Origin of the sequence: Jiangella asiatica (genome assembly GCF_004349065.1) — a bacterium.
GTDB classification, from domain to species: Bacteria; Actinomycetota; Actinomycetes; order Jiangellales; family Jiangellaceae; genus Jiangella; species Jiangella asiatica.
In genome coordinates this window covers 38,200-64,074 of the sequence record NZ_SMKZ01000030.1, presented here as the reverse complement: position 1 = coordinate 64,074, position 25,875 = coordinate 38,200, and the positions used below count along the sequence as shown (strand labels likewise).

Sequence of the window (25,875 nt, the reverse complement as noted above, 5' to 3'; positions counted from 1 at the left end):
CCGACTCATGGCGACGGGCACCGGCATCCAGACGACAGTCAGTCGTAGCTGCGGACCAGCCGGACGTTCAGCGCGACCATGATCACGCCGAGCACACCGACGATGCCGAAGCCGCGGGTCAGCACGTCCCACTGCGGATCCTGGAGGATCAGCGAGCGCAGCGCCTCCATCACGTAGGTGACGGGGTTCAGCGTCGCCGCGATCTCCATGGGCCGGGTCAGCAGCTCGCGCGGCACGAAGTTCGGCGTCAGGAACAGCAGCGGGAAGAACACCAGCCCACCGGCGTTGGTGGCGGCCGCGCTGCGCGACTTCAGCGCGATGAGCTGCATGAAGCCGCCGAACACCACGCCCCACAGCGCCGTTAGCACGAGCAACAGCACCACACCGACCACTCCGCTGGCCACGCTGACCCCGAACGGCAGCGCGATCACGAGTAGCACCGCCGTGATGACGACGCCCTTCACGCCCTCGGCCAGCAGCCGGCCGATCACCAGGGCGCTGCGCGACACCGGCGAGGCCCGCAGCTTGTCGAAGTACCCACCCTCGATGTCCTCGACGAGGTAGAGCGCGGCGGAGCCGAACGACGCGGCCAGCAGCAGCGAGCTGGGCAGCTGGAACGCGGCGTACGTCTGGCCGTAGAGGAAGTCCGTCGTGCTCGATGGGAAGATCCGCCCGGCCTGGCCGAAGTTGACGACCAGGAAGAACACCGGGATGAACAGCGTCGGCGCCAGCGACTCCGGGGTGCGCAGCCCTTCCCGCAGCGCCCGGCCGCCGAGCAGGTTCGCCTGCTGGACCGTGGTCATGCCGTCACCTCCTGGACCTCGCCGGCAACGCGTTCGCGTGTCCGGCCGGTGGCGTCGAGGAAGACCTCGTCGAGCGTGGGGTCGACGGCAAGACCGCGGCGCTCGCGCAGGCCGGCCTTGAGCTCGGCCGGCGTCCCTTGGCGCACGATCCGGCCGGCGTCGATGATGGCGATCCGGTCGCAGAGCTGGTCGGCCTCCTCCAGGTACTGCGTGGTGAGGAAGACCGTGGTGCCGCGGCCGTTGATGCGGCGCACCTCGTCCCACACGGTGAGCCGGCTGGCCGGGTCGAGCCCGGTGGTGGGCTCGTCGAGGAACAGCACCTCGGGTTCGTGCACGAGGGCCGAGGCGAGGTCGAGCCGGCGTTTCATGCCGCCGGAGTACCCCTTGATCCGTCGGTCGGCGGCGTCTTCCAGCTCCAACAGCACCAGCAGCTCCTGCGCGCGCGTCGCGGCCTCGGCTCGGGTGCTGCCGAACAGCCGGGCCTGCAGGGCCAGCAGCTCACGGCCGGTCTGGCGCGGGTCGAGGCCGGCCTCCTGCAGGGCCACGCCGATGCGTCGCCGCACACCGTCCGGGTCGTGCGCGACGTCCAAGCCGGCGACCCGTGCCGTCCCCGCCGTGATGGTCATCAGCGTGGTGAGCATGCGCACCGTCGTGGACTTTCCGGCGCCGTTGGGGCCCAGGAAGCCGAAGACCTCGCCGGCGGTGACGCGCAGGTCGACGCCGCGGACGGCTTCGACCGTTCCCGCACGTCCTCGGTAATGCTTCGCCAGGCCGCTGGCCTGTACGGCCAGCGTGCCGGGTTCCTCGTAGACCATTTCGCCCTCCCGTTGGTTCGTATCTCCTGCTCTGACCGCCCGGTTCGCCCGAACTCATCGGCGGGCGGCCGGACCTCCTACAAATACGTCGATGACGGAGGCCCCGCATCGACATGCGCCGACCACTGAAATCCGGTGTCGTAGAGTGGCCAGACAGTGCGTTCGGGGAGGGGGCGGGGGCCGTGCGCCGTCGGCGACGGATCGCCCTCCTGGTCACGGCGGGTGTGCTGGTCGGCCTCGTGGCGGTGGGTGCGGCGTTCTGGTTCCTCCTCGTGCCGAACTGGCGGCCCGGACTGGAGGACGGCGAGCGCTACGGCATCGACGTCTCCGCGCACCGGGACCGGATCGACTGGGAACGGGTCGCCCAAGACGACATCGAGTTCGCCTACATCAAGGCCACCGAGGGACAGGGCTGGGTGGACGACCGGTTCGCCGACAACTGGGCCGGAGCGGCCCGGGTCGGCATCGACCGCGGTGCTTACCACTTCTTCACCCTGTGCGCACCCGGTGAGGACCAGGCGCGCAACTTCCTCCGCGTCGCACCGCCCGACGACACCGCGCTGCCGCCGGCCATCGACCTGGAGCTGAGCGGCAACTGTTCCGATCGCCCACCCGCAGACGAGGTCGCCGGGCAGGTCGCGACGTTCGTCGACATCGTCGAGGAGGCGTGGGGCCGGGAGCTGTTGTACTACGTGCGCCCGGACTGGGACGAGCAGTACCCGACCCGGGACGGGCTGGACCGCGACCTGTGGGACTTCCGCTTCCTGCGCCGGCCGGACGGCGACCCCTGGCACGTCTGGCAGGTCAACATCTTCGCCCACGTCGACGGCATCACCGGCGACGTCGACCTCGACATCATGCGTTCCCGGTGAGCCGATGGACCCGTCGCTGCCGGTGACGCTGAGCTTCCGCCCGATCGCCTCGTCGGCGGCGTGCCGCTGCTGACCGCGCTGCACCGCGACGGCGTCCATCGCTCGCAGTTCGAGACCGCACCACGTCTGCTTCCCGGACAGCGTCGACGACCCGGTGGACTTCGGCGTCGCCGACCGGATATCCCTGGTTGCCTTGTCGAGTGAGAGCGGCTTGGGTCAGAACGTCCAGCGGGTCGCGCCGTACGGGTCCTCGGCGCCGAGGACGTACGCCGTCGCCGGGCGGACCTCGTAGACGTACCAGGGCGGCGGGCCGGCGCTGGGCGCGCTGTAGTCGGCGTGGAGGGCTCCGTCGCGGACGATTGCCGGCCAGCCCTCGCTGTTGTAGGCACCGCACACGCGCTGGAGCGTCGCCTCATCGGTCACCTTGACCGCCTTGCCCTCCACGACCAGGTCGAACGGGTCGGTGGCGACCGTGATCACGCAGTGCGGGTCGCGGGCGAGATTCTTGGCCTTGCGGGTGCCCGGGCCGGCGGTGAAGTAGAACCTCTCGTCCATCCAGAGCGCTCCCAGCGGCATGACATGCGGTCGCCCGTCGGGCCGCACGGTCGCCAGCCAGCAAGTGTGCCGGTTCGGGCCGCCCGTGCCTGGCGCCTGGCTGACCCCCTGCCCAAGGCGGTCGCGGACCTTCTCCCACGGAATCAGCGGCGCGCCGTAGCCATCGAGGTTGCGGGCCTGCGCCGGTTGCGTCGTCATCGTCTGGTCTCCTTCGGACGCGGCAGTTCAGACGAAGAGACCGGACCAGCGACCAGAACTCATCGGTCGTCGGGGCCTTACTTGCGACGGTATTCCCGCCGCACGCCGATCGGCAGCCCGCAGCCGACCACAGACCGTCCTGTCCTGGTTTGCCCAGATGACTCGACGGGAAGGTATGTTTAGGAACCGCCGAGAGACGGAGGACCTTCTCATGATCGTGCTCGGACTGCTGTTGCTCGCCGTCGCCGCCGCAGCGGTCGTCGTCGCTGTGATCGAGGGCGGCGATCAGGTCGCGGTGAGCGCGTTCGACATCGACCTGGACACGCCGCTGTGGGGGGTCTTCGCCGTCGGCATCGGCACCGGCATGCTCGGCATGCTCGGGCTGCTCGCCTGCATTGCGGGCGTGCGGCGTTCCCGCGAGCGCCGGGAGGAGATCGAGTACCTGCGGCGCAAGGTGGCCGCGCACGAACGGGCCGCCGAGCGCGACGAGGGCGACACCACCCGGGTCGACCGCCCCGACCGCGGCGAGGGCGACGACGTCGGCACGTGGCTCGGCCAGGCGCACTCGCGATCGAGGATCGGCGCACCGCCGCAGGAGGCACAGCCGCTCTACCGCACGCCGCAGGGCTGAGGCCGGCCGGTCGGCCGCCGGGCCGCCGTGAGTGTGAGTGTGCGGCTACGTCACGAGGACTCTCCGCGCGTCACCATGATCGCAAGCATGGTGCGACACGAGATTTCGTGCTGAACGTGATCATTTCGGGGCGGCTGGAGCGGTGACGCCGACGGCGGCGGCGATCGCGGGTGCCAGATCGGGACGGAACGGCGGGCCCCAGGGGACCCGGGCGATGAAGACCGGCACCCGCTCCACGATCTCGCCGGCCTGCTGGAACTGACGGTCCAGGATGGCCGGGTCGGTCCAGCCGAGCAGCCGCGGGAACCGCAAAAGCGTGATCAGGGCCTCCATGGCGCCCAGCCGGGTGACCTCGACGGTGTCGCGCTCGTGGTCCGGGAGCGGGAACACGATGCCGGCCAGGGGCACCCGGTCCGTCGTCGACGGGGCCACGCGAAGGGCGTCGCGCGCGTCGCTGGTGACCCGGCTGGCGGGCGCGACGTCGAACTGCTCGACCAGCTCGGCCGCGGACTTGCGCAGCCGCAGCTCGGTCGCGCCGAGCCGGCACACGAACCGTCCGCTGTCGCCGTCCAGCCGGAGTACGTCGTCGGTGACGAGCGCGCCGCCGTCGGCGCACAGCAGCGTCGCCATGGTCGACTTGCCCATGCCGGAGCGGCCGACGAACGCCACCGCGCCGTCGCCGACCTGCACGGCACTGGCATGCAGCACGACCTCGCCGCGGACGGTGAGCAGGAACGACAGCAGCGCACCGGCGGTGAGGATGCCGGCGATCCCCGGGTCGGCGCCGGCGACCAGCTCCACCCGCACCGTCCGCAGGCCCGGCTCGACGACGAAGTCGCAGGTCCGGTAGAACCGCAGTCGGTAGCCGTCGTCGCCGGTCCGGGTGAAGGTGTAGTACGGCTGGTCGAGCTCCAGGTGCGCCAGCATCTGCCCGGCCGGCGGCTCGTCGCGCCGCGGCACCGGCCGTCCCCACCGGATCACCACGTCCGGCCGTCCTTCGGCCAGAGCCGGTCGTTCCTGGTAGAGCGGCACCTCGGAGGCGACCGACAGGCCGTAGAGAAACTGCCGCTCCAGCGTCATCAGCGGGCACCGCCGATCGACTCGAAGGTCTGGTACAGCTCCGCGCCGGCCGGGTCGAGGCTCACCCCGTCGATCTCCAGCCAGGCGTGCGCCTGGATACGCCCGTCCACCTTCGCCACGCCGACCCGCAGGACGGGGCGGAGCCGGCGCAGCACGTGGCCGCTCACCAGAGCCCGACGCAGGCAGGTGTCGCCGAACGGCCAGTGCCGCAGTACGCGGCGCACAGCCCGCAGCCGCCGTCGGGTCGCAGGCGTCAGCGAGGGTCCGAGGCGAGCCGGCGTCGACGGCGGCATGAGGTCGCCGCCGTCGTCGGTTCGCAGCGGGGCGCCGAGCAGCCGGGCCAGCCGCGGCAGCGTCGTGACCCGCAGGCCCACCTCGACGACGAGAGCGACGCCGGCCGCGGCCAGCAGCGCCGGCCACTCCCGAAGCGGGACCGCGCGGATCATCGGCTCGCCAGCCAGGCCTGCTGCAGCAACGTGCCGCTCAGCGTGGACGGGTGGTCGGACAGCCACGCCGCCCGCAGTGTCTCGGGGTCGACGAGGTCGGTGTCGACGCCGGTGCCGTCCCAGCCGCGGGCGAAGTCGCGGGTGGCCTCACCCATGTACGCGCGGTCGAAGCTCGCCTTCGTAGAGCGGCGCAGGATCTCGTCCGGCAGGACGTCGGCGAAGAGGATCCGCATCAGCGCCGTGCGGCCGGCAAAGCCCCAGCGTCCGCCCGCACCAGCGAGTGCCGCCAGGAAGCCGTCGTCGAGCAACGGATGGCCGACAACGACGTCGTGCTCCGTGCCCAGCGCCTGGTAGTTGGTCAGCACGGCGTCGACAGCGCGACGGTGGCGGACCCAGCGGATCGCGCGGCCCCAGGACAACGGCTCCGCGGCCTCGTCGGCGGCCAGTTGCCGACGGTGCTCACGCGCCACCGACGGACGGAGCCAGGGCTGCTGGTCGCTGCGGGCGATGTCGCGGCGCAGCCAGGCTCGGCGCAGTGGCGCGGGGGCCAGGGCGGCGGTGACCGCGCGGAGCAGTGCCGGCCGCGGTCGCCGGCGCTTGCGCACCAGCAGCGTCACCGGCGTCACGCGGCGAGGGCCGATGACCTCGTCGCCGCCCTCACCAGTCAGCAGGGTGCCGCCGGACGCCGTTGCGAAGAGGGCGTCCTTGACATGGAAGGACGGCGGCCAGAGCACACCGCGACGCAGCAGACTCGCCTGGGCCGCCGCACCGAGCAGGTCGCTCTCACCGCTGATCGAGATGCGGGTCCACTCGTGCAGCCCCAAGTGGTCGATCACCAGCCGTTGCCAGTGCGACTCATCAGCCGCGTCGATACCCGGGTAGACCTCGGTCACAGGGACGGGGTCGGCGAGTCCTTCGCGGCGGGCGATGTGCGTGGCGACCGCCAGGACAGCGGACGAGTCACGTCCGCCGGAGAACGAGACGTAGCAGGGCGGGCGGAGCAGCGCCGGGCGGACGGCGCTCTCGAAAGCGATCCTGGCCGACGAGACGGTGTCCGGCAGCGGCCCCAGCGGCCGCACGCCGGGCACCCAGGACGTCGCCAGCTCGAATGCGGACAGCCGATAGTACGGCGTTTCGACTCCGGTGCCCGCGAACGACGGCGCCGGCCTCTTTCCACCCATGAACAGGCCCCCGGAGTTCTGCCGGCTCACGGCGTGGAGCCGCCCCCACGGTGCGAACGGCTCCACACGCTTCGTGAGTGTGACGGCGTCAGGACAGGCCGCCGCCCGGCGGGCGGTCATTGCCCCAGGTGAACCAGAGAATCTGGTCCGCCGAACCTTGGCCGCCGTGCGCGAGGGTCAGCTCGCGAACGGAACCCACTTCTTCCACCACGGGTGGCTCATAAGCCATTTCCGTGCCCCCCTTCTGGTGCCCTCTGAGAGAGGGCGGACGGCGAGACTTCCACCAAAGTCTCGCATTTACCACAAGCGAGAGCGTACCGTGTCGAAACGTGCGGTGGGGAGAATTCGGTGAAGTTCTCATTCGCGGTTCCGAGCACGTCTCCCGCGTTTCGGAAGCGTCAGGAGAGAACGCCACCGGGATCGTTGTCGTACCGGAACCACTGGACCTGGTCCGAACGACCACGACCGCTTGCCGCGAGGGTCAGCTCACGAACCGAACCGATCTCCTCCAGTACTGGCGACTCGTACGTCATCACCAGACCACCAATCTCTTATCGTGAATGTGCATGCGGACGTTAGTCGGAACCTTCTAGGAGCTTGCGCTCGCGGAGCATCCGGATGAACGCCTCGGTGTCGGCCCGCGCACGGTCGGCTGGAATGCCGAACGCGTCGACCAGGCCTTCGGCGAGCTCGTCGGAGGAACGGTCCTCGGCCAGCAGCCGCATCAGTGTCGAGCCGGCTTGGTTCGTCTTGAGGTAGGTGGACGAGGAAAGGTCGAGGATGACGGTCTCGCCGTCGATCTCACGCCAACTCACACCGTCGCTACGCAGTTTCATCGGCCCCCCACAGAATCTGCTGCGGCGACTGTATCGCACAACCCGGACAGTCGCCCTTCGACGGCGCGCCGCCGCTCAGCTGGCCGAGGTGATCATCCCAGCGCCGACCGTACGGTTGGTCGACTCGTCGATGAGGATGAACCCGCCGGTCGACCGGTTGCGACGGTACTCGTCGGCCAGCAGCGGCACCGTGGTGCGCAGCCGTACCCGCCCGACGTCGTTGAGGCCGAGCTGGGTGGCGGTGTCGTCACGGTGCAGGGAGTTGACGTCGAGCCGGTACTGCAGCTCCTTGACCAACACGCGAGCGGACCGGGTGGTGTGCTTGATCGCCAGCTTCTGCCCCGGCACCAGCGGCGTCTCGGCCATCCAGCAGACCATGGCGTCGATGTTCTGCGCCACCGACGGCTGGTTGTGCGGCCGGCAGATCAGGTCGCCGCGGGAGATGTCGATCTCGTCCTCGAGCCGGATGGTCACCGACATCGGCGCGAACGCCTCCGCGACCGGCCCCTCGGCGGTGTCGATCGAGGTGATGCGGGTGGTGAAGCCGCTGGGCAGCACCATCACCTCGTCGCCGGGCTTGAGCACCCCGCCGGCCACCTGACCGGCGTAGGCGCGGTAGTCGGCGTGCTGCAGCGACTGCGGCCGGATCACGTACTGCACCGGGAACCGGACGTCGACGAGGTTGCGGTCGCTGGCGATGTGCACGTGCTCGAGGTGGTGCAGCAGCGACGGCCCTTCGTACCAGGGCATGTTCGGCGAACGGCTGACGATGTTGTCGCCGTGCAGCGCCGAGATGGGCACCACGGTGAGGTCGGGGACGTCGAGCTTGGTGGCGAACGCGGAGAACTCGTGCTCGATCTCGTCGAACACCTCCTGCGACCAGTCGACGAGGTCCATCTTGTTGACCGCGAGCACGAGGTGCGGCACCCGCAGCAGCGACACGATGAACGCGTGCCGGCGGCTCTGCTCCACCATGCCCTTGCGCGCGTCGACGAGCACGATCGCCAGGTCCGCGGTGGACGCGCCGGTGACCATGTTGCGGGTGTACTGGATGTGTCCCGGGGTGTCGGCGATGATGAACTTGCGCCGCGGGGTGGCGAAGTAGCGGTAGGCGACGTCGATGGTGATGCCCTGCTCGCGCTCCGCGCGCAGGCCGTCGGTGAGCAGCGCGAGGTTGGTGTACTCGTCGCCGCGCTGCTGGCTGGTGCGCTCCACGCTCTCCAGCTGGTCGGTGAAGATCGCCTTGGAGTCGTAGAGCAGTCGGCCGATCAGCGTGCTCTTGCCGTCGTCGACCGACCCGGCGGTGGCGAACCTGAGGAGATCCATCTCAGAAGTAGCCTTCCTTCTTCCGGTCCTCCATCGCCGCCTCGCTCACGCGGTCGTCGCCGCGGGTGGCGCCGCGCTCGGTGAGCCGGGTGGACGCGACCTCGTCGATGACCTTCTCGACGGTGTCGGCATCGGACTTCACCGCCGCGGTCAGGGACGCGTCGCCGACCGTGCGGTAGCGGACCCTGGCGACGAACGTCGTCTCACCCTCGCGCGGCCGGCAGAACTCGTTGGCGGCGAAGAGCATGCCGTCGCGCTCGAACACCTCGCGGTCGTGTGCGTAGTAGATGGACGGCACCTCGATGCCCTCACGCTGGATGTAGTGCCAGACGTCGAGCTCGGTCCAATTGGACAGCGGAAAGACCCGGATGCTCTCGCCCAGGTGGATGCGGCCGTTGTACAGGCTCCACAGCTCCGGACGCTGGTTCTTCGGGTCCCACTGGCCGAAGTCGTCGCGGAAGGAGAACACCCGCTCCTTGGCCCGGGCCTTCTCCTCGTCGCGCCGGGCGCCGCCGAACAACGCGGTGAAGCGGTGCTTCTCGACCGCCTCCAGGAGCACCGGCGTCTGGATGCGGTTGCGCGAGCCGTTCGGCTCCTCGGCGACCAGGCCGCGGTCGATGGCTTCGGGCACCGAGGCGACGACGAGGTTGACGCCCAGCTCGGCGACCCGCCGGTCGCGGAACTCCAGGACCTCCGGGAAGTTGTGGCCGGTGTCGACGTGCATGACGGGGAACGGCATCGGCGCCGGCCAGAACGCCTTCTCGGCCAGCCGCAGCATGACGATGGAGTCCTTGCCGCCGGAGAACAGCAGCACCGGGCGCTCCAGCTCCGCGGCCACCTCCCGGAAGATGTGCACGGCCTCGGCCTCGAGCAGGTCGAGCTGCGAGAGCTGGTAATCGTGGATCGTCATCGGGCGGACCTCACCGGTTGAGCAACGGCCGCCAGGAGCGCGTCGGCGAGCTCCGGGCGGGCCACGAGCAGGTCGGGCAGGTACGGGTCGGACTGGTTGTACAGCAGCGGGCTGCCGTCGACGCGGCTGGCGTGCAGGCCCGCGGCACGGGCGACGGCGACCGGCGCCGCGGAGTCCCACTCGTACTGACCGCCGGAGTGCAGGTAGGCGTCGACCTCACCGCGCACGACGGCGGCGGCCTTGAAGCCGGCCGAGCCGACGCCCACCAGCTCGGCGTCGAGTACCCGCGCGACGTGCTCGGCAACGGCCGGCGGGCGGCTGCGGCTGACGGCGATGCGGACGCGGCCGTCGCGACGGGCGGGGACTTCAGGTGCCGGCTCGCTCACCAGCGTGGTGTCGAGCCCGGGCAGCGCGACGGCGCCGGCCACCAGGTCGCCGCCGGCCCACAGCGCCACGTGGACCGCCCAGTCGTCGCGGCCTTCGGCGAACTCGCGGGTACCGTCGAGCGGGTCGACGATCCACAGCCGTGACGCGGCCAGCCGGGCGGCGTCGTCGGGTGCCTCTTCGCTGAGCACGGCGTCGTCCGGGCGTTCCCGCCTCAGCTCGCCGGCCAGAAATCGATGGGCTGCGCGATCCCCGGTGTCGCGCAGCTCACGAGTGCCCGTGCCCGGCTCGTGCACGCCGGAGTGGTCGCGACGCACCGCGAGCAGCAACGCGCCCGCCTCGGTGGCGAGGCGGGCGGCCAGTGCCGCGTCGGTCGATGCCACGGGTCTCCTCGAGCCAGATCGTCGAACGTCCCAGCGTAGGACCAACGGCACCGATCCTCCCGCCGACGACCATCATCCGAGACAATCCGTCCACTATTCGGTCACCCTTCGCCGACCGCTTCCCGAAATGATCACGTTCAGCACGAAAGCTCGTGTCGAACCATGCTTGCGATCCTGGTGATGCGCGGGAAACCCTGCTGAACGTGATCATTTCGATCTCGAGGCAGGGGGCGGGGGCGGGGGACGTGCGCCGTCGCGCCCGAGCGGCGTGCGGGATCAGGCGACCAGGCCGCAGTCGTCGAACGACAGGCAGCCGCAGCCGGCACACCGAGTGAACTGGTCGCGAGTACGGCGCATCGCGGCGATCCGGGCGTCGATCTCCTCGCCCCAGCATTGGGAAGCGCGGGCCCAGAACTGCGGCGTCGGCGCCTGCCCCTGCGGCAGGAAGGCCAGCACCTCGCCGATCTTCGCCAGCGGTATGCCGACGCTCTGGGACGCCCGGATGAAGGCCACGTGCCGCAGCACCGCCTGCTCGTAGCGACGTTGGTTTCCGGTGGTACGGCGGCTGCGGATCAATCCGAGCCGCTCGTAGAACCGGAGCGTGGACGCGGGAACGCCGCTGCGTTCGGACAGCTCGCCGATGGTCAGCTCCGCGGGGATTCCTGGCACAGACACCACCGTAGCTTGACCTGAACCATTGTTTAAGTCTGAGCCTTGTCCCCATGGACACCACCGAAGGCACCATCCTCGTCATCGGCGCGACCGGCAACGTCGGCCGCCACGTCGTCACCCGCCTGGCCGGCCAGGGCCGCCAGGTCCGGGCACTCACCAGGAACCCGGAAGCGGCGGACCTGCCGGCCGCCGTGGAGGTCGTCGCCGGCGACCTGACCCGGCCCGAGACGCTCGCCGCGGCTGCTGCCGGCGTCGACCGGGTCTTCCTGCTCTGGCCGTTCTTCACCGACGAGCACGCGCCTGCCGCCGTCGCCGCCCTCGCCACCGAGCCCCGCCACGTCGTCTACCTGTCCGCCATGAACGTGCGCGACGACCGGTCACCTGCGGAGAACGGCGTCTGGGGCCAGGTCGAGCACACGATCGACCAGGCGGGGCTGGCCCGCACGTTCCTGCGCGCCGGCGGTTTCGCGACCAACGCGCTGGAGTGGGCCGGCCAGGCGCACACCGGCGCGGTGCGCGGCCCGTACGGCGACGCGGGCCGCTCGCTGATCCACGAGCGCGACCTCGCCGATGTCGCCGTCGCCGCCTTGACCGAGCCCGGCCATGCCGATGCGACATATGTCCTCACCGGCCCGGAGACGGTCACCATGGCCGAGCAGGCCCGGCTCATCGGCGAGGCGATCGGCCGCCCGGTGCACTGGCGGGACCAGCCGGCCGACGAGGCGCTGGCCGAGCTCACCGCCGTGTTCGGCGATGCCGCGTACGCCGACGCCGCGATGGAGTACTGGGCCACGCTCACCGAGCACCCCGAGCCGGTGACGGACACCGTCGAGCGCCTCACCGGCCATCCGGCCCGCCCGTTCCGCGACTGGGCCGTCGACCACGCGGCCGACTTCCGCGCGCCGGCGACGCCGCCCACCGGCGCCGCCACGAGGAGGCTGGCCGAGGACTACCTCTCGACCATGATCGCCGGCGACTTCGACGCAGTGGGTCGGTTCATGGCGCCCGGCATGACCCGGATCGCGCCCCTGGAAACCGGCGGAGACCACGTCGCGCTGCGCGGACCGGCCGACATCATGGCCAACAGCCAGCGACTCAACGCCGACCTGGAGATCCACGACGTCGACGCCGACGGCCCGTTCGTCGCCGACGACCGGTTCGCCATCCGGTTCACGTTCGACATGACGCACATTCCGTCGGGGAAGCGCCACACCGCCGCGAAGATGTCGCTGTACACCGTCGTCGACGGTCTCATCGCCCGCGAGGAGGTGCACTACTTCGACCCGCCGCAGCCGACGGCGGACTGAGCCGGGTCGCTGGCCGGCGCCGTTCACTCGCTGGCGAGCACGCACGGCGCCGCGTCGGCGAGCGCGTCACGCCACGGCCGCAGCGGCGCCAGCCCGAACTCCGACCAGCGGCCCTGGGCCAGGACCGAGTTCGCCGGCCGCAACGCCACCCGCGGGACGTCGTCGCTGGTGATGGGGCGAACCCGGGCCGGGTCGAGACCGAGTTCGGCGAAGACCGCGCGGGCCAGGCCGAACCACGTCGTCGAGCCGGAGTTGGTGGCGTGCAGGATGCCGGACACCGCCGGCAGCCGGGCGGTCTCGACGATCCGGTCGGCCAGGTCCATGGTCCAGGTCGGCTGGCCGTGCTGGTCGTCGACGACGTCGACGTACTCCTGCTCGGCCGCCGCGGCGGCGATGGTGCGGGCGAAGCAGCGCCCGGACTCGCCGTACAACCAGCCGGTGCGCAGAACCACGCCGGTCTGCGGCAAGGTCTCCAGCACCGCCAGCTCGCCCTCGGCCATGGTGCGCCCGTAGGCCGTCGTCGGGCTCACCGGGGCGTCCTCGGGATACGGGTCGGAGCGCGTGCCGTCGAACACGTAGCTGGTCGACACGTGGACCAGGCGCAGCCCGGTCCGCTCGCAGGCCAGCGCCAGGTTTGCCACGCCGGCGACGTTGACCTCGCGAGCGCGGTCCTCGTCCACCTCGACCTCGTCGACGTCGGCCCGACCGGCGAGATTGACCACGACCGAGCCGGAGCCGTGCGCACCGATGCGAGCGATCGTCGACACCGCCGCGTCCACGGCACGCTGATCGGTGAGGTCGAGGACAGTGCGGTTGGTCGGGATCACCCGCTCCCGGATTGCGCGCAGCATGGTCACCAGGTCATGGCCGAGCAGCCCGTCAGCGCCAGTCACCAACCACGTCGTCACGCCGCCTCCAATGGCGGTCGTACTCCCTGGGTCAATAGGCGCCGGTGCTGCGCACCACCGCCCCCGCCGTCCGGCCCAGCAGTTGCAGATCCTCACTGTAGGACCAGTTGTCGACATAGCGAAGGTCCAGCCGGACGGTCTCGCCCCAGGACAGATTCGACCGGCCGCTCACCTGCCACAGCCCCGTCATACCGGGCACCGCTCTCAGCCGGCGGCGGGCGACCGTGTCGTAGGCCGCCACCTCCTCCGGCAGTGCCGGGCGCGGCCCGACCAGCGACATCTCGCCACGCACCACGTTGACCAACTGCGGCAGCTCGTCCAGGGAGTACCTACGCAGCACCCGACCCACCCGCGTGATGCGCGGGTCGTCCCGCATCTTGAACATCGGCCCGTCGCCGTCGCAGTCGCCCATCAGCTCAGCCCGGCGCAGGTCGGCGTCCAGGTGCATGGTGCGGAACTTCATCATCGTGAAGAACAGCCCGTCCTGACCGACCCGCACCTGGCGGTAGACCACCGGGCCCGGCCCGGACAGCCGCACCGCCGTGGCGATGCTCAGCATCAGCGGCGACAACACCAGGAGCAGCACCGCGGCCAGCAGCCGGTCGGTGAGCGCCTTCGCCAGCCGCCGTAGCCCGGCCGGCCGCGCATGCCGGACGTGCAGCAGCACACCCGACCCCATGCTGCCCAGGCCCATCCGGTGCAGCGCGACGTCGGACAGCCCGAGGTCGGTGACCAGATCGACGCCGAGATCGCCGAGCGTCCAGCTCAGTGCCCGCAGCCGGTCGCCGGTGAACTCCGAGCCCGGAGTCACGCACACCGCCCGGGCCCGCACCCGCAGGACGGACTCGCGGACCGACCTGATGAGTGCCTCGTCGCGGACCGCGTCGTCATGACCGGGCAGCCCCTTGTCGATCCGGCCGACGACGGGCACGGTGGCCGGCGGCGCGGTGCCGTCGTCCTCCACGCACGCCGCGACGACCGCCAGCGGGTGTTCCCCGTCACGGCCGTACCGATCCACCGCCCCGGCGATGCCGGACGCCGGGCCGACGACCAGCGTGCGCCGCGTCGCGCGGCCACGCTGCCGCAGCTCACGCAGGCGGCGCCGCACATAGACCCGGGTCGCCAGCGAGCCGGCGACCAGGATCGCCGACACGGCCAGGAACGGGCCACCGAGCAGCCGGACGTCGAGAACGGCGCAGACGATGGCCACCACCGCGATCAGCGCCGCTAGCGCCCGCAGCACGTCACCGTACGGGCCACCGCCGGCGAACAGGCGGTCCGCGCGTGCGGTCTTGACAGTCAACACGCACGGCCAACCCACCGCGATGGTGCTCACCGCGAGCGTCTGCGCCAGCGATGGCGCCTGAACCGGGCCGCCCGGCAACCAGATGGCGACGAACGCAATCAATGCGGTGAATGCGTCACCGGCCGCTGTGGCGCGTCGATAGCGAAAGGGTCGACTGAGCGTAGGCGCGAGATCACCACGACCGCGGTCTCCATCGAATTCCGATGGCCTTCTCCGCGATCGTGCGCGCGCCCCAGCCGACGACAAACCGACCGTAGCCATGGCCCCCCCAAGGCTCCGATACCCCCCACCGGCTCATCATGAAGCCGACGAACTGGGACGGACTATACGCGCAATAGACCGAATGGGGCCAGCCGAACGTTCAGGTCATTTCCGACAAGCCGCGGCTCGGTCTCGCGAGTCGTTCGATTCATGCGTTGTAATGATTCTGGGCGTACACCAGGCCGTCGACGACGACCGCCTCAGCGGCATCCGCCGCCCGATCCACCTCGAGTTCGAGATCGCGCTTCTCAGCAGCGGAGAACGGCTTGAGGACAAAGGCCGCCGGGTCCATCCGGCCGGGCGGGCGGCCGATACCGAAACGCAGCCGACAGTAGTCGCCGGTGCCGATGCGGGCACGCACCGAGCGCAGCCCGTTGTGACCGTTGTCACCACCGCCGCGCTTCAACCGCACCGTGCCGAATGGGAGGTCGAGCTCGTCATGGACGACGAGCAGCCGCTCCGGCGTGATCTTGTAGAAGTCGGTCAGCTGGCCGACCGGCCCACCGGACTCGTTCATGTAGGAGTGCGGCTTGGCCAGCACCGCCCGAGAACCGGGGATGCCGCCGATGCGTGTCTCGGCGACGTCGGCGCGCAGCCGGCGCTGCGACTTGAAGTTCGCGCCGGCACGCGCCGCCAGCAGGTCGACGACCAAGGCGCCGACGTTGTGGCGCGTGCCGGAATAGGTCGGGCCGGGGTTGCCCAAGCCGACCACCAGCCATGCGTCGTCGGACATCGGCAGGCTCCCCGGCCCGGTGAACTCTACGACTCGTCGCCGGCGGCTTCCTCGGTGGTCTCCTCGGCAGCGCCCTCGGCCGGAGCCTCCTCGGCCCCCTCGGCAGCGGCCTCCTCCACCTCACCCTCGAGCTGCTCGGCGGTCGGTGCCGCGGTGACGTTGACCACCAGCAGCTCCTCGTCGGCGGCCAGGGTCGAGCCGCTCGGCAGCGCGAGGTCCTTGGCGTGGATCTGGGTGCCCTCGGCCAGGCCCTCGACCGACACTTCGATGCCCTCGGGCAGGTGGGTGGCCTCGGCCTCGATGGCGATTGTGGGGTTGTCCAGGTTGACCAAGGTGCCCGGCGCGGCCTCACCGGTGACGTGCACGGCGACGTCGACGGTGACCTTCTCGCCGCGCTTGACCAGCAGCAGGTCGACGTGCTCGATGAAACCCTTCAGCGGGTCGCGCTGGACGTGCTTGGGCAGCGCCAGTTCGCTGCCGCGGCCCTCGATGTCGAGCGTGATGAGCACGTTGGCCGTTTTGAGGGCCAGCATGGTGTCGTGGCCCGGCAGGGCGAGGTGAACGGGGTCGGTCCCATGTCCGTAGAGGACCGCGGGAACCTTGGCGGCGCGACGAAGTCGGCGCGCGGCGCCCTTGCCGAACTCGGTACGCAGCTCGGCGGCGATCTTGACGTCGGACACGGTGAGAACTCCTCGGAAGGCGGTGGGCGGTCAGCGGCACGTCGGGCTCGGGCAAGGGCGCGCACCGACTGCGCACCGCGTCGATCACGGTGCCGCCGGATGGACAGCACCCTCGCCGAGGCAACCCTCGAAGTTTAGCCCCCGAGCAGCCCCGATGTGAAACCGGCCCTGAACCTCACGGCAACGGGACGGGCGGGTCCGGCGATGCCGGCCAGGGTTCGGTCGGGCATCGGCGAGGAACGAGCCGCGGGCGGGGCCGGCATCACCGGAACCGCCCTTCAGGCGTTGCCGTTGAAGAGGCTGGTGACCGAGCCCTCTTCGAAGACCTCGTGGATGGCACGCGCCACCAGCGGCGCGATCGAGAGCACCGTCAGCTTGTCGAAGCGGCGGTCCTCGGCGATCGGCAGCGTGTTGGTGACGATGACCTCCTTGATGCCGGCCGAGTTCTTCAGCCGGTCGACCGCCGGGCCGGAGAGCACGGCGTGGGTGGCGGCCACGAGGACGTTGTCGGCACCGGCATCCATCAGGGCCTCGGCCGCCTGGGTGATGGTGCCGGCGGTGTCGATCATGTCGTCGACCAGCAGGCAGGTGCGGCCCTCGACGTCACCGACGACCTCGTGCACCTTCACCTCGTTGGCGACATCGGGGTTGCGGCGCTTGTGGATGATGGCCAGCGGCGTGCCGAGCCGGTCTGCCCACACGTCGGCCACCCGCACCCGGCCGGCGTCGGGCGACACGACCGTCATGTTCGTGGGGTCGTAATGCTCCGCCACGTGGTTGGCCAGGATGGGCAGCGCCCACAGGTGGTCGACCGGGCCGTCGAAGAAGCCCTGGATCTGCGCGGTGTGCAGGTCGACGGCCATCAACCGGTCGGCGCCGGCGGTCTTGAACATGTCGGCGATCAGCCGGGCCGAGATCGGCTCGCGGCCGCGGTGCTTCTTGTCCTGCCGCGCGTAGCCGTAGAACGGCATCACCACGGTGATCTGCTTGGCCGACGCGCGCTTCAACGCGTCGACCATGATGAGCTGCTCCATGATCCACTCGTTGATGGGCGCGGTGTGGCTCTGGATGACGAACGCGTCACTGCCGCGCACGCTCTCCTCGAACCGGACGTAGATCTCGCCGTTGGCGAAGTTGAACGTCTTGCTCGGCACCAGGCTCACGCCGAGGCAGTCGGCGACCTCGGCGTTCAGTTCGGGATGTGCCCGTCCCCCGAACAGCATCAGCGTCTTCGTGCCCGTGGCCCGGATACCCGTCACGCGTGTTCCCCCTCAGCCTGCTCGGCTTGTCGTTCCTTCGCCTGTCGTGCCGCCTCGTCGGTCGCCGTACCCGACCGCTTGCGCTCCACCCAGCCGTCGATGTTGCGTTGCCGGGCCCGCGCGACCGCGAGCTCGCCCGGCTCCGTCCCCGTGACGACCGTGGATCCGGCGGCGACATAGCTGCCGTCGGCCAGCTCGACCGGCGCCACCAGCACCGAATCGCTGCCGACGAAGCTGTGCCGCCCGACGACGGTGTGGTGCTTGGCCACCCCGTCGTAGTTGGCGAAGATCGTGCCGGCACCGATGTTGGCGCCCTCGCCGATGGTGGCGTCGCCGACGTAGGTCAGGTGCGGCACCTTGGCACCGGGGCCCACCGTCGACTTCTTGATCTCGACGTACGCACCGGCCTTGGACTTGGCCTCCAGCACCGCACCTGGACGCAGATAGGTGAACGGCCCGACGGTGGCCTCGTCGCCGATGCGCGCGCCGGTGGCATGCGTGCGAACGACGCTGGCCCCCGCGCCGACGACGGTGTCGTTCAGCGTCGAGTCGGGGCCGACCTCGGCGCCCGTGCCCACCTCGGTGGCGCCGAGCAACTGGACCCCCGGGCGCAGGACGACGTCGCGGGCCAGCGTGACGGTGACGTCGATCCACGTGCTGGCAGGGTCGATCATGGTGACGCCCTCACGCATCCAGCGCTCTGTGATGCGCCGGTTCAGTTCCCGGTTCATGGCCGCCAGCTGGACGCGGTCGTTGACCCCCTCGGTCTGCCAGGCGTCGGCGGTGACGACGGCGCCGACCCGCAAGCCGTCGGCGCGGGCGAGCCCGAGCACGTCGGTCAGGTACAGCTCGCCCTGGGCGTTGTCGCTGGTGATACGCGACAGCCCGGCGCGCAGCACGTCGGCGTCGAAGGCGTAGATGCCGGAGTTGATCTCGTTGACGGCCCTGGTGGCGTCGTCGGCATCCTTGTGCTCGACGATGGCGCGCACGCCGCCGCCGTCGTCACGCACGATGCGCCCGTACCCCGTCGGGTCGGCCACCTGCGCCGTCAGCACCGTGACCGCGTTGCCGTCGACGACGTGGGTGCCGACCAGCTCGTTCAGCGTGTCGCCGGTGAGCAGCGGCACGTCGCCGTACGTGACCACGACGACGCCGTCGAGCTCGGGCATCCCCTCCAGCGCGACCATGACCGCGTGCCCGGTACCGAGCTGCTGCTCCTGCACCGCGGTGGTGACGCCCGGCGCCACCTGCTCCAGGTGGGCCGCGACCTGGTCGCGGCCGTGCCCGATGACCACGCTGAGATGGTCGGGCTTCAGCTCCTGGGCCGCGGCGACGGCGTGTCCCACGAGGGTGCGGCCGGCGACTTCGTGCAAGACCTTGGGGGTGGACGACTTCATCCGGGTGCCCTCGCCGGCGGCGAGGACAACGACGGCTGCCGGGCGCGTAGTCACGCGTTCGTGCTCCTCGGCTTCGGTGGCGGGACCGGGCACGACGATACCTCCCCAGCCAGCCCGACGAGAACTCCGCCGAAAAGCTCCCGGGAGAGGACTCGAACCCCTACTAACTGGACCAAAACCAGCTGTGCTGCCATTACACCACCCGGGACCGTAGGCGATCCTCATTCTCTCATGCGGCGCTCGACAACCACCGCCTCCCGCACCGGCCACCCTCCCGCGTCGACCCTCGAACCCGTCCAGTCGCCCCCGGGGGTGCAGGGCCGGACCGCTTGCCCCAATGATCATCAACGATCCGCGACATCACCAGGCGTTCTCGCGCCTCACCAGGCTTGCAAGCATGGTGGAGCACACACAATCCTCGTGATGTAGACCCGCATCGGTCCACCCCAGAGTGGGTACAGAAGGGGAGATCCGGACTATACGACCTACGGGATCGTAGGTTACGGTTCCGTAAGGAAGGCACCCCTAATCTACGGAGACTCCATGGCTTCCACGGACACGGCGAAAGGCCCACAGTCCACGCCCGCGCAGGCCGATCTCCCGCTCGGCACGTTGTCCGGCGACACCCAGACGATGGGCGAACGCATCACCATCGGCGTCTTCATCGCCGTGCCGTTCGTGGCGCTGGTCGCCGCGATCCCGGTCGCGTGGATGGGCGGCTACCTGGGCTGGCTGGACGTCGTGTTGGCCGTGGTCTTCTACGCGATCAGCGGGCACGGCGTCACCGTTGGGTTCCACCGGCACTTCACCCACCGGTCGTTCAAGGCCAACCGCGGCGTGAAGAACGCCCTGGCGATCGCGGGCAGCATGGCGGTCGAGGGCCCGGTCATCCGCTGGGTGGCCGACCACCGCCGGCACCACAAGTTCGCGGACAAGGAGGGCGACCCGCACTCGCCGTGGCGTTACGGCGAGTCCGTGCCCGCCCTCATCAAGGGCATGTTCTTCGCCCACATGGGCTGGTTGTTCGACGTGGAGCAGACCGACCAGCGAAAGTTCGCGCCGGACCTCATCAAGGACAACGACATCCGCCGCATCAGCAAGCTGTTCCCGCTGTGGGTGGCGCTGTCGCTGCTGCTGCCGCCCATCATCGGCGGGCTGGCGACGTGGTCCTGGCACGGCGCGCTGACCGCGTTCTTCTGGGCGACGCTCGTCCGGGTCGGCCTGCTGCACCACGTCACGTGGTCCATCAACTCGATCTGCCACGCCATCGGCGAGCGCCCGTTCGAGAGCCGCGACAAGTCCGGCAACGTGTGGTGGCTGGCCTTCCTGTCCATGGGTGAGTCCTGGCACAACCTCCACCACGCCGACCCCACCTGCGCCCGGCACGGCGTGCTCAAGGGTCAGATCGACTCCAGCGCGCGCATCATCTGGGCGCTGGAGAAGCTCGGCTGGGTGTGGGACGTCCGCTGGCCGAGCCCGGAGCGCATCGAGTCCAAGCGCGTCGACGACTACGGCGGCGAGTCCACGCTCATCGCCCCCTGACGCGTTGTCGGACGACGGGGCATGATGAGGCACGTGACCGACGATGTCGCGGCCCGGCCGCGTGCCACTCCCAGCCGGGTCCGCATGACCGGCAAGCAGCGCCGCGAACAGCTGCTCGACGTGGGGCGCGCGCTCTTCGCCGAGCGGGGGTTCGACGGCACGTCCATCGAGGAGATCTCAGCCCGCGCCGGCGTCTCGAAACCGGTGGTCTACGAGCACTTCGGCGGCAAGGAGGGCCTCTACGCCGTCGTCGTCGACCGCGAGATGGAAGGGCTGCTCGACCGCATCACCACGGCGTTGGGCTCGGCAACCCATCCCCGGGTGGTCCTGGAGCGGGCCGCGCTGGCGCTGCTCGACTACATCGAGATGTCCACCGACGGGTTCCGCATCCTGGTGCGCGACTCGCCGGTGGCGCACTCCACCGGCGGCTTCGCCAGCCTGATCTCCGACGCCGCCAGCCAGGTCGAGTACATCCTGGCCGCGGAGTTCAAGGCCCGCGGCTTCGCCACCAAGCACGCGCCCATGTACGCGCAGATGCTGGTCGGCATGGTCGCACTGACCGGCCAGTGGTGGCTGGAGGTGCGCTCGCCGAAGAAGGCCGACGTGGCGGCGCACCTGGTCAACCTGGCGTGGAACGGCCTGTCCGGGCTGGAGCACAAGCCGCGGCTCAGCGGCACCTGAGCCGGGCCGCCGTGCACCAGCGTCCGGCTTCGGGTCCGGTCGCGCGGTGCCGCCCGCGGCTGCGGCGTCGCCGTCGGTCGCGGACGGGAGCGGCGTCGGCGCCAAGCCGGCCAGTGACGCCGTCGGCGACGCATTCGGAGAGACCGGCGGTGGAACTCGTGCCGAAACGCGCGGTTCGGCCTTTCACGGGACGAGCGTGATGAGTGACTCCGGCCAGAACAGGTTCATCGAGTTCGCCAGCAGCATGAGCAGACCCATGGTCGCGAGCGGTCCGGCGACGAGAAGGATCCAGTGCGCCTTGCTCTCGACGAGGAGGAAGGCGAGGACGAACAGGCCCGCGCCCGCGACGACGCCCACGAGCCAGAAGCTGGCCATGAGCGCGACGAGCCAGAGGGCGTACCGGGCGGCGCGCAGGAAGGCTCGGCGCACACCGTGTTCGTCCTCAGCGGCCAGCGCCGCGCTGGCGGAGATGCTCACCTCCGAGCCCAGGACGTCGCGACCGCGGCGCCACTTCCACAGGTCCACGGCGAACGTCACGGCGGCAAGGATCAGCCCGAGGGCGGCCGCGACCCGCGGGTACATGCCGGAGATCGACGGGAAGTCGAAGGTCTCCGTGATCGCGTAGGCGAAAGCGACGATCCACAGCGCCGAGAAGCCGAGGCGCAGTGCGACGAGGGCAGGCACCGTCTCACCTCTTCCTATTGGCCGGTGAGTCTAGACTCGGATTTTGCGAACGGTCAACAATAAACAGAATGCAATCCTGACCTACTCCGCCGCGCGTCCGGGAGGCTCGATGAAGCCATCGTTGTTCGAGACCATGGCAGGTTGGACCCACGGGATCGGGCTCTCAGACGTCCCCGAACAGGCCGTCGACGTCGCCAAGCGAGCCGTCCTCGACTGCGTCGGCGTCACCGTCGCGGGCACCCGCAGCCCGATCGCGCCGGTCGTCGACCGGTACGTCGCCGATACCGGCGACGGTCCGGCGACGGTGATCGGCCACGAGCGGCGAACAGCGGTCGAGACGGCGGCGTTCGCCAATGGCTCCATCGGGCACGCGCTCGACTACGACGACTGCACTGGTTCGCTCGGGGGGCACCCCAGCGTCGTCGTGCTGCCGGCGGCGCTCGCCGTGGCCGAGGCCCGGACGGCGACCGGGGCGGAGCTGCTCACCGCGTACGTCGTCGGGTTCGAGGTCGCGGCCAAGCTCGGCCGGGCGACCAACTTCGTCCACTACGAGCGCGGCTGGCATCCCACCGCGACGCTCGGCGTCTTCGGTGCCACGGCGGCCGCGGCCAAGCTCCTCGGCCTCGATGCGGACGGTATCGCGACGGCCCTCGCCATCGCCGCCTCGACCGCGGCGGGGATGAAGGCGAACTTCGGCACCGCGACCAAGCCACTGCAGGTGGGGCGGGCGGCACAGAACGGCGTCTTCGCCGCGCGGCTGGCCGCCATGGGCGCGACGGCGAACGTGGACGCGTTCGAGCACGACCAGGGCTTCGGGCAGTTGTTCAACGGCCCCGGCGGGTACCACGCGGAGCGAGCGGTGTCCACGCTGGGAGTCTGGGACCTGATCGACCCCGGCCTGACCGTCAAGCAGTACCCGTGCTGTTCCAGCACCCACGGCGTGGCCGACGCCGCCATCAGCCTGCGCGACGAGGTACCGGCGCCGGCCGCGATCAGGCGCGTCGACATCTGGACGCACCCGAGGCGCCTGAAGCACACGAACCGGCCGGCGGTGAGCACCGGACTCGAAGCCAAGTTCAGCGTGCAGTACGTCGCCGCCAGAGCGTTGTCCACCGGGCAGGTCGGGCTCGGCGACTTCTCCGGCGATGCCATCCGCGACCCGGAGGTGGTGTCGCTGATGCGGAAGGTCCATGCCGAGCCCATGCCAGCGGACCGCTGGGGGTCCGACCACTTCCCCGCCGAGGTCACCGTGACCCTCGACGACGGGCGGACGCTGCGCACGCGCGTCGAGCGGCCCCGCGGCAACGGCCCGGAGCTGGCGCTGACCGACGCCGAGCTCGGGCGCAAGTTCGACGACTGCTGCCGCTCCGGCGGACTCTCGCCGGACACCACCGCGGCCGTCCGGACCGTGCTCGGCACGCTGGAGACGGTGGACGACCTCCAGGAGCTCCTCGCGCCGCTGCGCACGCCGGACGCGTCCGCCGCGGGCTGGCCACGGTGATCGCGGGCGTGCGGTGAGGGCACCGGCCGCGAGCCCGCACGCGAGCACGTGGAGCCTGGTACTGGTCGCGCTGTGCTTCGGGCTCGGCCAGAACGTCGTCAAACCGATCATCGCGCCGCAAGCGGTCGCACTGGGCGGCGACGCGGTGACCGCCGGCATCGTCGTCGCGGCGCAGGGCCTCGGCGGGCTGCTCACCGCGATACCGACCGGCAACCTGCTCGGCCGGCTGGGCGGACGCGTCATCGTCGGCGCCGGCGCCGCGGTGTTCACCCTCGGCGCGGCGTTGATGGTCGTAGCCGCGGATCCGGTCCCGCTGGCCGTCGGCCACTTCCTTCTCGGCGCCGGCGGCGTCGGGGCCTGGCTCGCGGCCCAGACGCTGGCGACGATCGCGACGTCCGATGCCGCCTCGCGGCGCAAGATCGCCCGCGTCTCGACGGCTGCCCTCGCCGGCATGCTCGGCGGGCCGCCCATCGGCGGGCTGCTCACCGACTACGTCGGCGTCACCGCCGCGTTCGCCGCGTCGCTGGTGGCGGGGGTCCTGCTGCTGCCGCTCGCCCTGTTCCTGCCGCGCGGTACCCGGGCGGACCTCGCCGCCACGCCCGCGAAGCGGTTGCCGGACGGCGGCCGCGCCGCGCGGCTGTTCGCGACCCACCTGTGGCGGCGGCACGGCGTGCTGGCGGCTCTGGTGACCTCGAGCACGGCCCAGGCGCTGCTCACGATCCGCCAGTCCTTCCTCCCGCTGCATCTGGAAGGAGGCGGCTGGTCCTCGACCCAGATCGGGACGGTGCTGTCGCTGGCCGGGGTGGGCGCGCTCGCCGCCAGGAGCGCCTTCGCCGTACTCGACCAGCGCTTCCGGGCGTCGACCCTCATGACGATGTGCACCGTGCCTGGCGCGGTCGCCCTGGGGACCTCGGCGAGCTCGTACACGGGGGTCGTCGTGGTGGTCTCGGTCCTCGTGTCCGGGTTCGCCCTGGGTCTCTCCCAGCCGCTGACCCTGCTGATGCTGGCCCGGGTGACGTCGGAGTCCGAACGCGGCATGGCCGTCGGGCAGCGGGTGGCCGGCAACCGGCTGACGCAGGCGGTCGTGCCGGCGATCTTCGGTCTGCTGGCCGGGTGGCTGGGCCTCCTGGCGGGATTCTGGGTGATCGTCGTCGCGTGCATCGCCGGCGACTTCGCCGCGCGGCTGCGGCGGACCGCGACGTAGGAGCAGCACCCAGCGGCGTCCATGCTTGGCCGCGCAAAGTGTTGACAGTTTACGCTTGTCCGGTTAACACTCAGCCGATCAGCCGTTCACGTCCCAGATACAGGGAGAATCTCCATGGGGCACCAGACAGGCGGATCCACGAAGAACAAGGTCAGGCAGATCTGGCTACCGCTGACGGCGGTGGCGCTCGCGGCCGCTGCCTGCGGAAACGACGCGCAAGGAGCCGACGGCGGCGACGGGGAGTGTTATTCGCCGGGTGATCGCATCGAGCTCATCGTCCCGTTCGGCGAGGGCGGCGGCACCGACACGACGGCGCGCTTGGCCGCCCCGTTCCTCGCCGACCTGATGGACCTCGACATCCAGGTCGTCAACATCCCGGGCGGCGGCAGCATCCTGGGCGCCAACCGCTACGTCAACCAGACGGAGCCAGACGGTCAGAGCTGGTTGATGACCAGCGCGTCGACCCAGGTTCCGGTCATCGTCAACCAGGAGGGCGTCGAGTTCGCCTTCGACGACCTCACGCCGATCGCCGGCTTCCCGCTGGGCGGCGTCATCTACGCCCGGTCGGACAACGACATCATCGGCGAGGCCGCCGACCTCACGGGCGAGCGCCAGAGCGAGCAGTACACCTACGCGGGCCAGCCGGCCGCCGGCGGCGAACTGCGCATCCTGCTCATCTTCGAGATGTTCGAGGCCGACGTGAACACCGTCCTCGGCTACGACGGACGGGGACCGGCCCGGGTGGCGTGGGAGCAGGGCGAGTCGGACCTGGGCTACGACACCGCGCCGGCCTACATCGCCAGCGTCGAGCCGCTGGTCGAGGACGGCGACGCGCAGGCCCTGATGAGCTTCGGCTCGGTCGAGGGCGGCGAGCTGGTCCGCGACCCGCAGTTCCCCGACCTGCCGAGCCCGCTGGAGGTCTACGAGGAGGTCTACGGCGAGCCGCCCAGCGGCGAGGTGGTCGACGCCTACGTCACGATGGCCGTGGCCACCATCTCCTTGAACAAGGCCCTGACCATGCACGCCGACGCGCCGCAGAACTGCAAGGACGAACTGGCGGCGGCGTGGCAGGAGCTCTCGCAGGACGAAGAGTTCCTCGCGGCGGCGGAGGCCGAGCTCGGCGGCTACGACATCCTGCTCGGCGAGGACGCCCAGACCGCCTGGGACGACATGGGCGAGGTGGAGTCATCGTCGATCGACTGGCTGCTGCAGTGGGTCGAGGACACCTACGACGTCAGGCTCGACGAGGAGGGAGCGGAAGGGTGAGCGACCCGGGGTGCCTGATCCGTGAGTGAGACCAACGTCCACCAGGAAGGGCGG

General features: G+C 70.6%; 28 protein-coding genes, 1 tRNA gene and 1 pseudogene. 9 read left to right on the top strand and 21 right to left on the bottom strand.

Annotation, left to right across the window (positions count from 1 at the left end; all coding sequences use genetic code 11):
• Window positions 1-38: 38 nt before the first annotated feature.
• Both E1269_RS19825 and E1269_RS19820 read right to left on the bottom strand, forming a co-directional pair.
• Complete coding sequence (locus E1269_RS19825; protein WP_131897708.1) at window positions 39-803, bottom strand: ABC transporter permease; 765 nt, start codon at window positions 801-803, stop codon at window positions 39-41.
• Window positions 800-1,618 (bottom strand): ABC transporter ATP-binding protein, encoded by an 819-nt coding sequence (locus tag E1269_RS19820; RefSeq protein WP_131897706.1) that lies wholly within the window; start codon window positions 1,616-1,618, stop codon window positions 800-802. The genes E1269_RS19825 and E1269_RS19820 overlap by 4 nt, the downstream gene beginning before the upstream one ends.
• 182 nt (window positions 1,619-1,800) lie before the next feature.
• Between E1269_RS19820 and E1269_RS19815 the strand changes: the two genes are divergently transcribed.
• Window positions 1,801-2,490: a GH25 family lysozyme gene (locus E1269_RS19815; protein WP_203433909.1), complete on the top strand. Its 690-nt coding sequence runs from the start codon at window positions 1,801-1,803 to the stop codon at window positions 2,488-2,490.
• 216 nt (window positions 2,491-2,706) lie between these two features.
• Here E1269_RS19815 and E1269_RS19810 read toward each other — a convergent pair whose 3' ends face one another.
• Entirely contained in the window at window positions 2,707-3,243 is a 537-nt protein-coding gene (locus tag E1269_RS19810; protein WP_131897702.1) for a pyridoxamine 5'-phosphate oxidase family protein, read from the bottom strand.
• A gap of 211 nt (window positions 3,244-3,454) precedes the next feature.
• Here E1269_RS19810 and E1269_RS19805 point away from each other — a divergent pair, with 211 nt between their 5' ends.
• A complete protein-coding gene (locus E1269_RS19805; protein ID WP_131897700.1) occupies window positions 3,455-3,874 on the top strand; it encodes a hypothetical protein in 420 nt (139 codons plus the stop codon).
• Window positions 3,875-3,994: 120 nt separating this feature from the next.
• Here E1269_RS19805 and E1269_RS19800 read toward each other — a convergent pair whose 3' ends face one another.
• The 10 genes from E1269_RS19800 to soxR all read right to left on the bottom strand — a co-directional run bounded on the left by E1269_RS19800 (window position 3,995) and on the right by soxR (window position 11,089).
• Window positions 3,995-4,954, bottom strand: a complete 960-nt coding sequence (locus E1269_RS19800; RefSeq protein ID WP_131897698.1) for a hypothetical protein — start codon at window positions 4,952-4,954, stop codon at window positions 3,995-3,997.
• Complete coding sequence (locus E1269_RS19795) at window positions 4,954-5,400, bottom strand: lasso peptide biosynthesis B2 protein (RefSeq protein WP_131897696.1); 447 nt, start codon at window positions 5,398-5,400, stop codon at window positions 4,954-4,956. Before E1269_RS19795 ends, E1269_RS19800 begins: the two co-directional genes overlap by 1 nt.
• Window positions 5,397-6,647 (bottom strand): asparagine synthase-related protein, encoded by a 1,251-nt coding sequence (locus tag E1269_RS19790; protein ID WP_162606523.1) that lies wholly within the window; start codon window positions 6,645-6,647, stop codon window positions 5,397-5,399. The genes E1269_RS19795 and E1269_RS19790 overlap by 4 nt, the downstream gene beginning before the upstream one ends.
• A gap of 22 nt (window positions 6,648-6,669) precedes the next feature.
• Window positions 6,670-6,810 (bottom strand): lasso RiPP family leader peptide-containing protein, encoded by a 141-nt coding sequence (locus E1269_RS32375; RefSeq protein ID WP_275264611.1) that lies wholly within the window; start codon window positions 6,808-6,810, stop codon window positions 6,670-6,672.
• Window positions 6,811-6,979: 169 nt separating this feature from the next.
• Window positions 6,980-7,114, bottom strand: a complete 135-nt coding sequence (locus tag E1269_RS34345; RefSeq protein ID WP_131897690.1) for a lasso RiPP family leader peptide-containing protein — start codon at window positions 7,112-7,114, stop codon at window positions 6,980-6,982.
• 42 nt (window positions 7,115-7,156) lie between these two features.
• Window positions 7,157-7,417 (bottom strand): PqqD family protein, encoded by a 261-nt coding sequence (locus tag E1269_RS19775; protein ID WP_131897688.1) that lies wholly within the window; start codon window positions 7,415-7,417, stop codon window positions 7,157-7,159.
• A 75-nt stretch (window positions 7,418-7,492) separates the two neighbouring features.
• Window positions 7,493-8,743, bottom strand: coding sequence for a sulfate adenylyltransferase subunit CysN (cysN, locus tag E1269_RS19770; protein ID WP_131897686.1), 1,251 nt, complete (start codon window positions 8,741-8,743; stop codon window positions 7,493-7,495).
• A gap of 1 nt (window position 8,744) precedes the next feature.
• On the bottom strand, window positions 8,745-9,653 hold the full coding sequence (cysD, locus tag E1269_RS19765) for a sulfate adenylyltransferase subunit CysD (RefSeq protein ID WP_131897684.1): 909 nt from the start codon (window positions 9,651-9,653) through the stop codon (window positions 8,745-8,747).
• Entirely contained in the window at window positions 9,650-10,420 is a 771-nt protein-coding gene (locus E1269_RS19760) for a 3'(2'),5'-bisphosphate nucleotidase CysQ (protein ID WP_131897682.1), read from the bottom strand. Before E1269_RS19760 ends, cysD begins: the two co-directional genes overlap by 4 nt.
• Window positions 10,421-10,696: 276 nt before the next feature.
• Window positions 10,697-11,089, bottom strand: a complete 393-nt coding sequence (gene soxR / locus E1269_RS19755) for a redox-sensitive transcriptional activator SoxR (protein WP_131897680.1) — start codon at window positions 11,087-11,089, stop codon at window positions 10,697-10,699.
• 53 nt (window positions 11,090-11,142) lie between these two features.
• Between soxR and E1269_RS19750 the strand changes: the two are divergent.
• A pseudogene (locus E1269_RS19750) lies at window positions 11,143-11,988 on the top strand (NmrA family NAD(P)-binding protein); the annotation flags it as partial.
• 42 nt (window positions 11,989-12,030) lie between these two features.
• Window positions 12,031-12,399 carry a nuclear transport factor 2 family protein gene (locus E1269_RS34340; protein ID WP_420810653.1) on the top strand — a complete coding sequence of 123 codons (369 nt, stop codon included), beginning with the start codon at window positions 12,031-12,033 and terminating at the stop codon, window positions 12,397-12,399.
• A gap of 23 nt (window positions 12,400-12,422) precedes the next feature.
• On the opposite strand, the gene rfbD is transcribed toward E1269_RS34340, so the two are convergent.
• From rfbD to E1269_RS19715, 7 genes are all read right to left on the bottom strand, one after another.
• Complete coding sequence (gene rfbD / locus E1269_RS19745) at window positions 12,423-13,307, bottom strand: dTDP-4-dehydrorhamnose reductase (protein ID WP_131897676.1); 885 nt, start codon at window positions 13,305-13,307, stop codon at window positions 12,423-12,425.
• 31 nt (window positions 13,308-13,338) lie between these two features.
• Window positions 13,339-14,874 carry an exopolysaccharide biosynthesis polyprenyl glycosylphosphotransferase gene (locus tag E1269_RS19740; RefSeq protein WP_131897674.1) on the bottom strand — a complete coding sequence of 512 codons (1,536 nt, stop codon included), beginning with the start codon at window positions 14,872-14,874 and terminating at the stop codon, window positions 13,339-13,341.
• Between the two features lie 148 nt (window positions 14,875-15,022).
• A complete protein-coding gene (gene pth, locus E1269_RS19735) occupies window positions 15,023-15,607 on the bottom strand; it encodes an aminoacyl-tRNA hydrolase (protein ID WP_131897672.1) in 585 nt (194 codons plus the stop codon).
• A 26-nt stretch (window positions 15,608-15,633) separates the two neighbouring features.
• Window positions 15,634-16,287, bottom strand: coding sequence for a 50S ribosomal protein L25/general stress protein Ctc (locus E1269_RS19730; RefSeq protein WP_131897670.1), 654 nt, complete (start codon window positions 16,285-16,287; stop codon window positions 15,634-15,636).
• Window positions 16,288-16,565: 278 nt separating this feature from the next.
• Window positions 16,566-17,546, bottom strand: coding sequence for a ribose-phosphate diphosphokinase (locus E1269_RS19725; RefSeq protein ID WP_131897668.1), 981 nt, complete (start codon window positions 17,544-17,546; stop codon window positions 16,566-16,568).
• Window positions 17,543-18,997, bottom strand: coding sequence for a bifunctional UDP-N-acetylglucosamine diphosphorylase/glucosamine-1-phosphate N-acetyltransferase GlmU (gene glmU, locus E1269_RS19720; protein ID WP_131897666.1), 1,455 nt, complete (start codon window positions 18,995-18,997; stop codon window positions 17,543-17,545). The genes E1269_RS19725 and glmU overlap by 4 nt, the downstream gene beginning before the upstream one ends.
• An 83-nt stretch (window positions 18,998-19,080) precedes the next feature.
• Window positions 19,081-19,151 (bottom strand) — tRNA-Gln (locus E1269_RS19715).
• A 335-nt stretch (window positions 19,152-19,486) separates the two neighbouring features.
• On the opposite strand from E1269_RS19715, the gene E1269_RS19710 reads away from it, so the two are divergent.
• Both E1269_RS19710 and E1269_RS19705 read left to right on the top strand, forming a co-directional pair.
• Complete coding sequence (locus E1269_RS19710; RefSeq protein ID WP_131897664.1) at window positions 19,487-20,485, top strand: acyl-CoA desaturase; 999 nt, start codon at window positions 19,487-19,489, stop codon at window positions 20,483-20,485.
• Window positions 20,486-20,569: 84 nt separating this feature from the next.
• Window positions 20,570-21,166: a TetR family transcriptional regulator gene (locus E1269_RS19705; RefSeq protein WP_420810652.1), complete on the top strand. Its 597-nt coding sequence runs from the start codon at window positions 20,570-20,572 to the stop codon at window positions 21,164-21,166.
• A gap of 183 nt (window positions 21,167-21,349) precedes the next feature.
• Here E1269_RS19705 and E1269_RS19700 read toward each other — a convergent pair whose 3' ends face one another.
• A complete protein-coding gene (locus tag E1269_RS19700; protein WP_131897660.1) occupies window positions 21,350-21,850 on the bottom strand; it encodes a hypothetical protein in 501 nt (166 codons plus the stop codon).
• Window positions 21,851-21,959: 109 nt separating this feature from the next.
• Here E1269_RS19700 and E1269_RS19695 point away from each other — a divergent pair, with 109 nt between their 5' ends.
• The 3 genes from E1269_RS19695 (at window position 21,960) to E1269_RS19685 (ending at window position 25,821) form a co-directional block, all read left to right on the top strand.
• Window positions 21,960-23,351, top strand: coding sequence for an MmgE/PrpD family protein (locus E1269_RS19695; protein WP_131897658.1), 1,392 nt, complete (start codon window positions 21,960-21,962; stop codon window positions 23,349-23,351).
• A gap of 13 nt (window positions 23,352-23,364) precedes the next feature.
• Entirely contained in the window at window positions 23,365-24,555 is a 1,191-nt protein-coding gene (locus tag E1269_RS19690) for an MFS transporter (RefSeq protein WP_131897656.1), read from the top strand.
• Between the two features lie 114 nt (window positions 24,556-24,669).
• Window positions 24,670-25,821, top strand: coding sequence for a type 2 periplasmic-binding domain-containing protein (locus tag E1269_RS19685; protein ID WP_131897654.1), 1,152 nt, complete (start codon window positions 24,670-24,672; stop codon window positions 25,819-25,821).
• Window positions 25,822-25,875 lie beyond the last annotated feature (54 nt).

Coding starts and splice junctions, on each gene's coding strand:
- pth (WP_131897672.1), bottom strand. CDS start 15,607: ATGTCCGACGACGCATGGCTGGTGGTCGGCTTGGGCAACCCCGGCCCG.
- E1269_RS19825 (WP_131897708.1), bottom strand. CDS start 803: ATGACCACGGTCCAGCAGGCGAACCTGCTCGGCGGCCGGGCGCTGCGG.
- E1269_RS19820 (WP_131897706.1), bottom strand. CDS start 1,618: ATGGTCTACGAGGAACCCGGCACGCTGGCCGTACAGGCCAGCGGCCTG.
- E1269_RS19800 (WP_131897698.1), bottom strand. CDS start 4,954: ATGACGCTGGAGCGGCAGTTTCTCTACGGCCTGTCGGTCGCCTCCGAG.
- E1269_RS32375 (WP_275264611.1), bottom strand. CDS start 6,810: ATGGCTTATGAGCCACCCGTGGTGGAAGAAGTGGGTTCCGTTCGCGAG.
- E1269_RS19740 (WP_131897674.1), bottom strand. CDS start 14,874: ATGGCTACGGTCGGTTTGTCGTCGGCTGGGGCGCGCGCACGATCGCGG.
- E1269_RS19685 (WP_131897654.1), top strand. CDS start 24,670: ATGGGGCACCAGACAGGCGGATCCACGAAGAACAAGGTCAGGCAGATC.
- E1269_RS19775 (WP_131897688.1), bottom strand. CDS start 7,417: ATGAAACTGCGTAGCGACGGTGTGAGTTGGCGTGAGATCGACGGCGAG.
- cysD (WP_131897684.1), bottom strand. CDS start 9,653: ATGACGATCCACGATTACCAGCTCTCGCAGCTCGACCTGCTCGAGGCC.
- cysN (WP_131897686.1), bottom strand. CDS start 8,743: ATGGATCTCCTCAGGTTCGCCACCGCCGGGTCGGTCGACGACGGCAAG.
- E1269_RS19705 (WP_420810652.1), top strand. CDS start 20,570: ATGACCGGCAAGCAGCGCCGCGAACAGCTGCTCGACGTGGGGCGCGCG.
- E1269_RS19710 (WP_131897664.1), top strand. CDS start 19,487: ATGGCTTCCACGGACACGGCGAAAGGCCCACAGTCCACGCCCGCGCAG.
- E1269_RS19810 (WP_131897702.1), bottom strand. CDS start 3,243: ATGACGACGCAACCGGCGCAGGCCCGCAACCTCGATGGCTACGGCGCG.
- E1269_RS34345 (WP_131897690.1), bottom strand. CDS start 7,114: ATGACGTACGAGTCGCCAGTACTGGAGGAGATCGGTTCGGTTCGTGAG.
- E1269_RS19805 (WP_131897700.1), top strand. CDS start 3,455: ATGATCGTGCTCGGACTGCTGTTGCTCGCCGTCGCCGCCGCAGCGGTC.
- E1269_RS19695 (WP_131897658.1), top strand. CDS start 21,960: ATGAAGCCATCGTTGTTCGAGACCATGGCAGGTTGGACCCACGGGATC.
- E1269_RS19795 (WP_131897696.1), bottom strand. CDS start 5,400: ATGATCCGCGCGGTCCCGCTTCGGGAGTGGCCGGCGCTGCTGGCCGCG.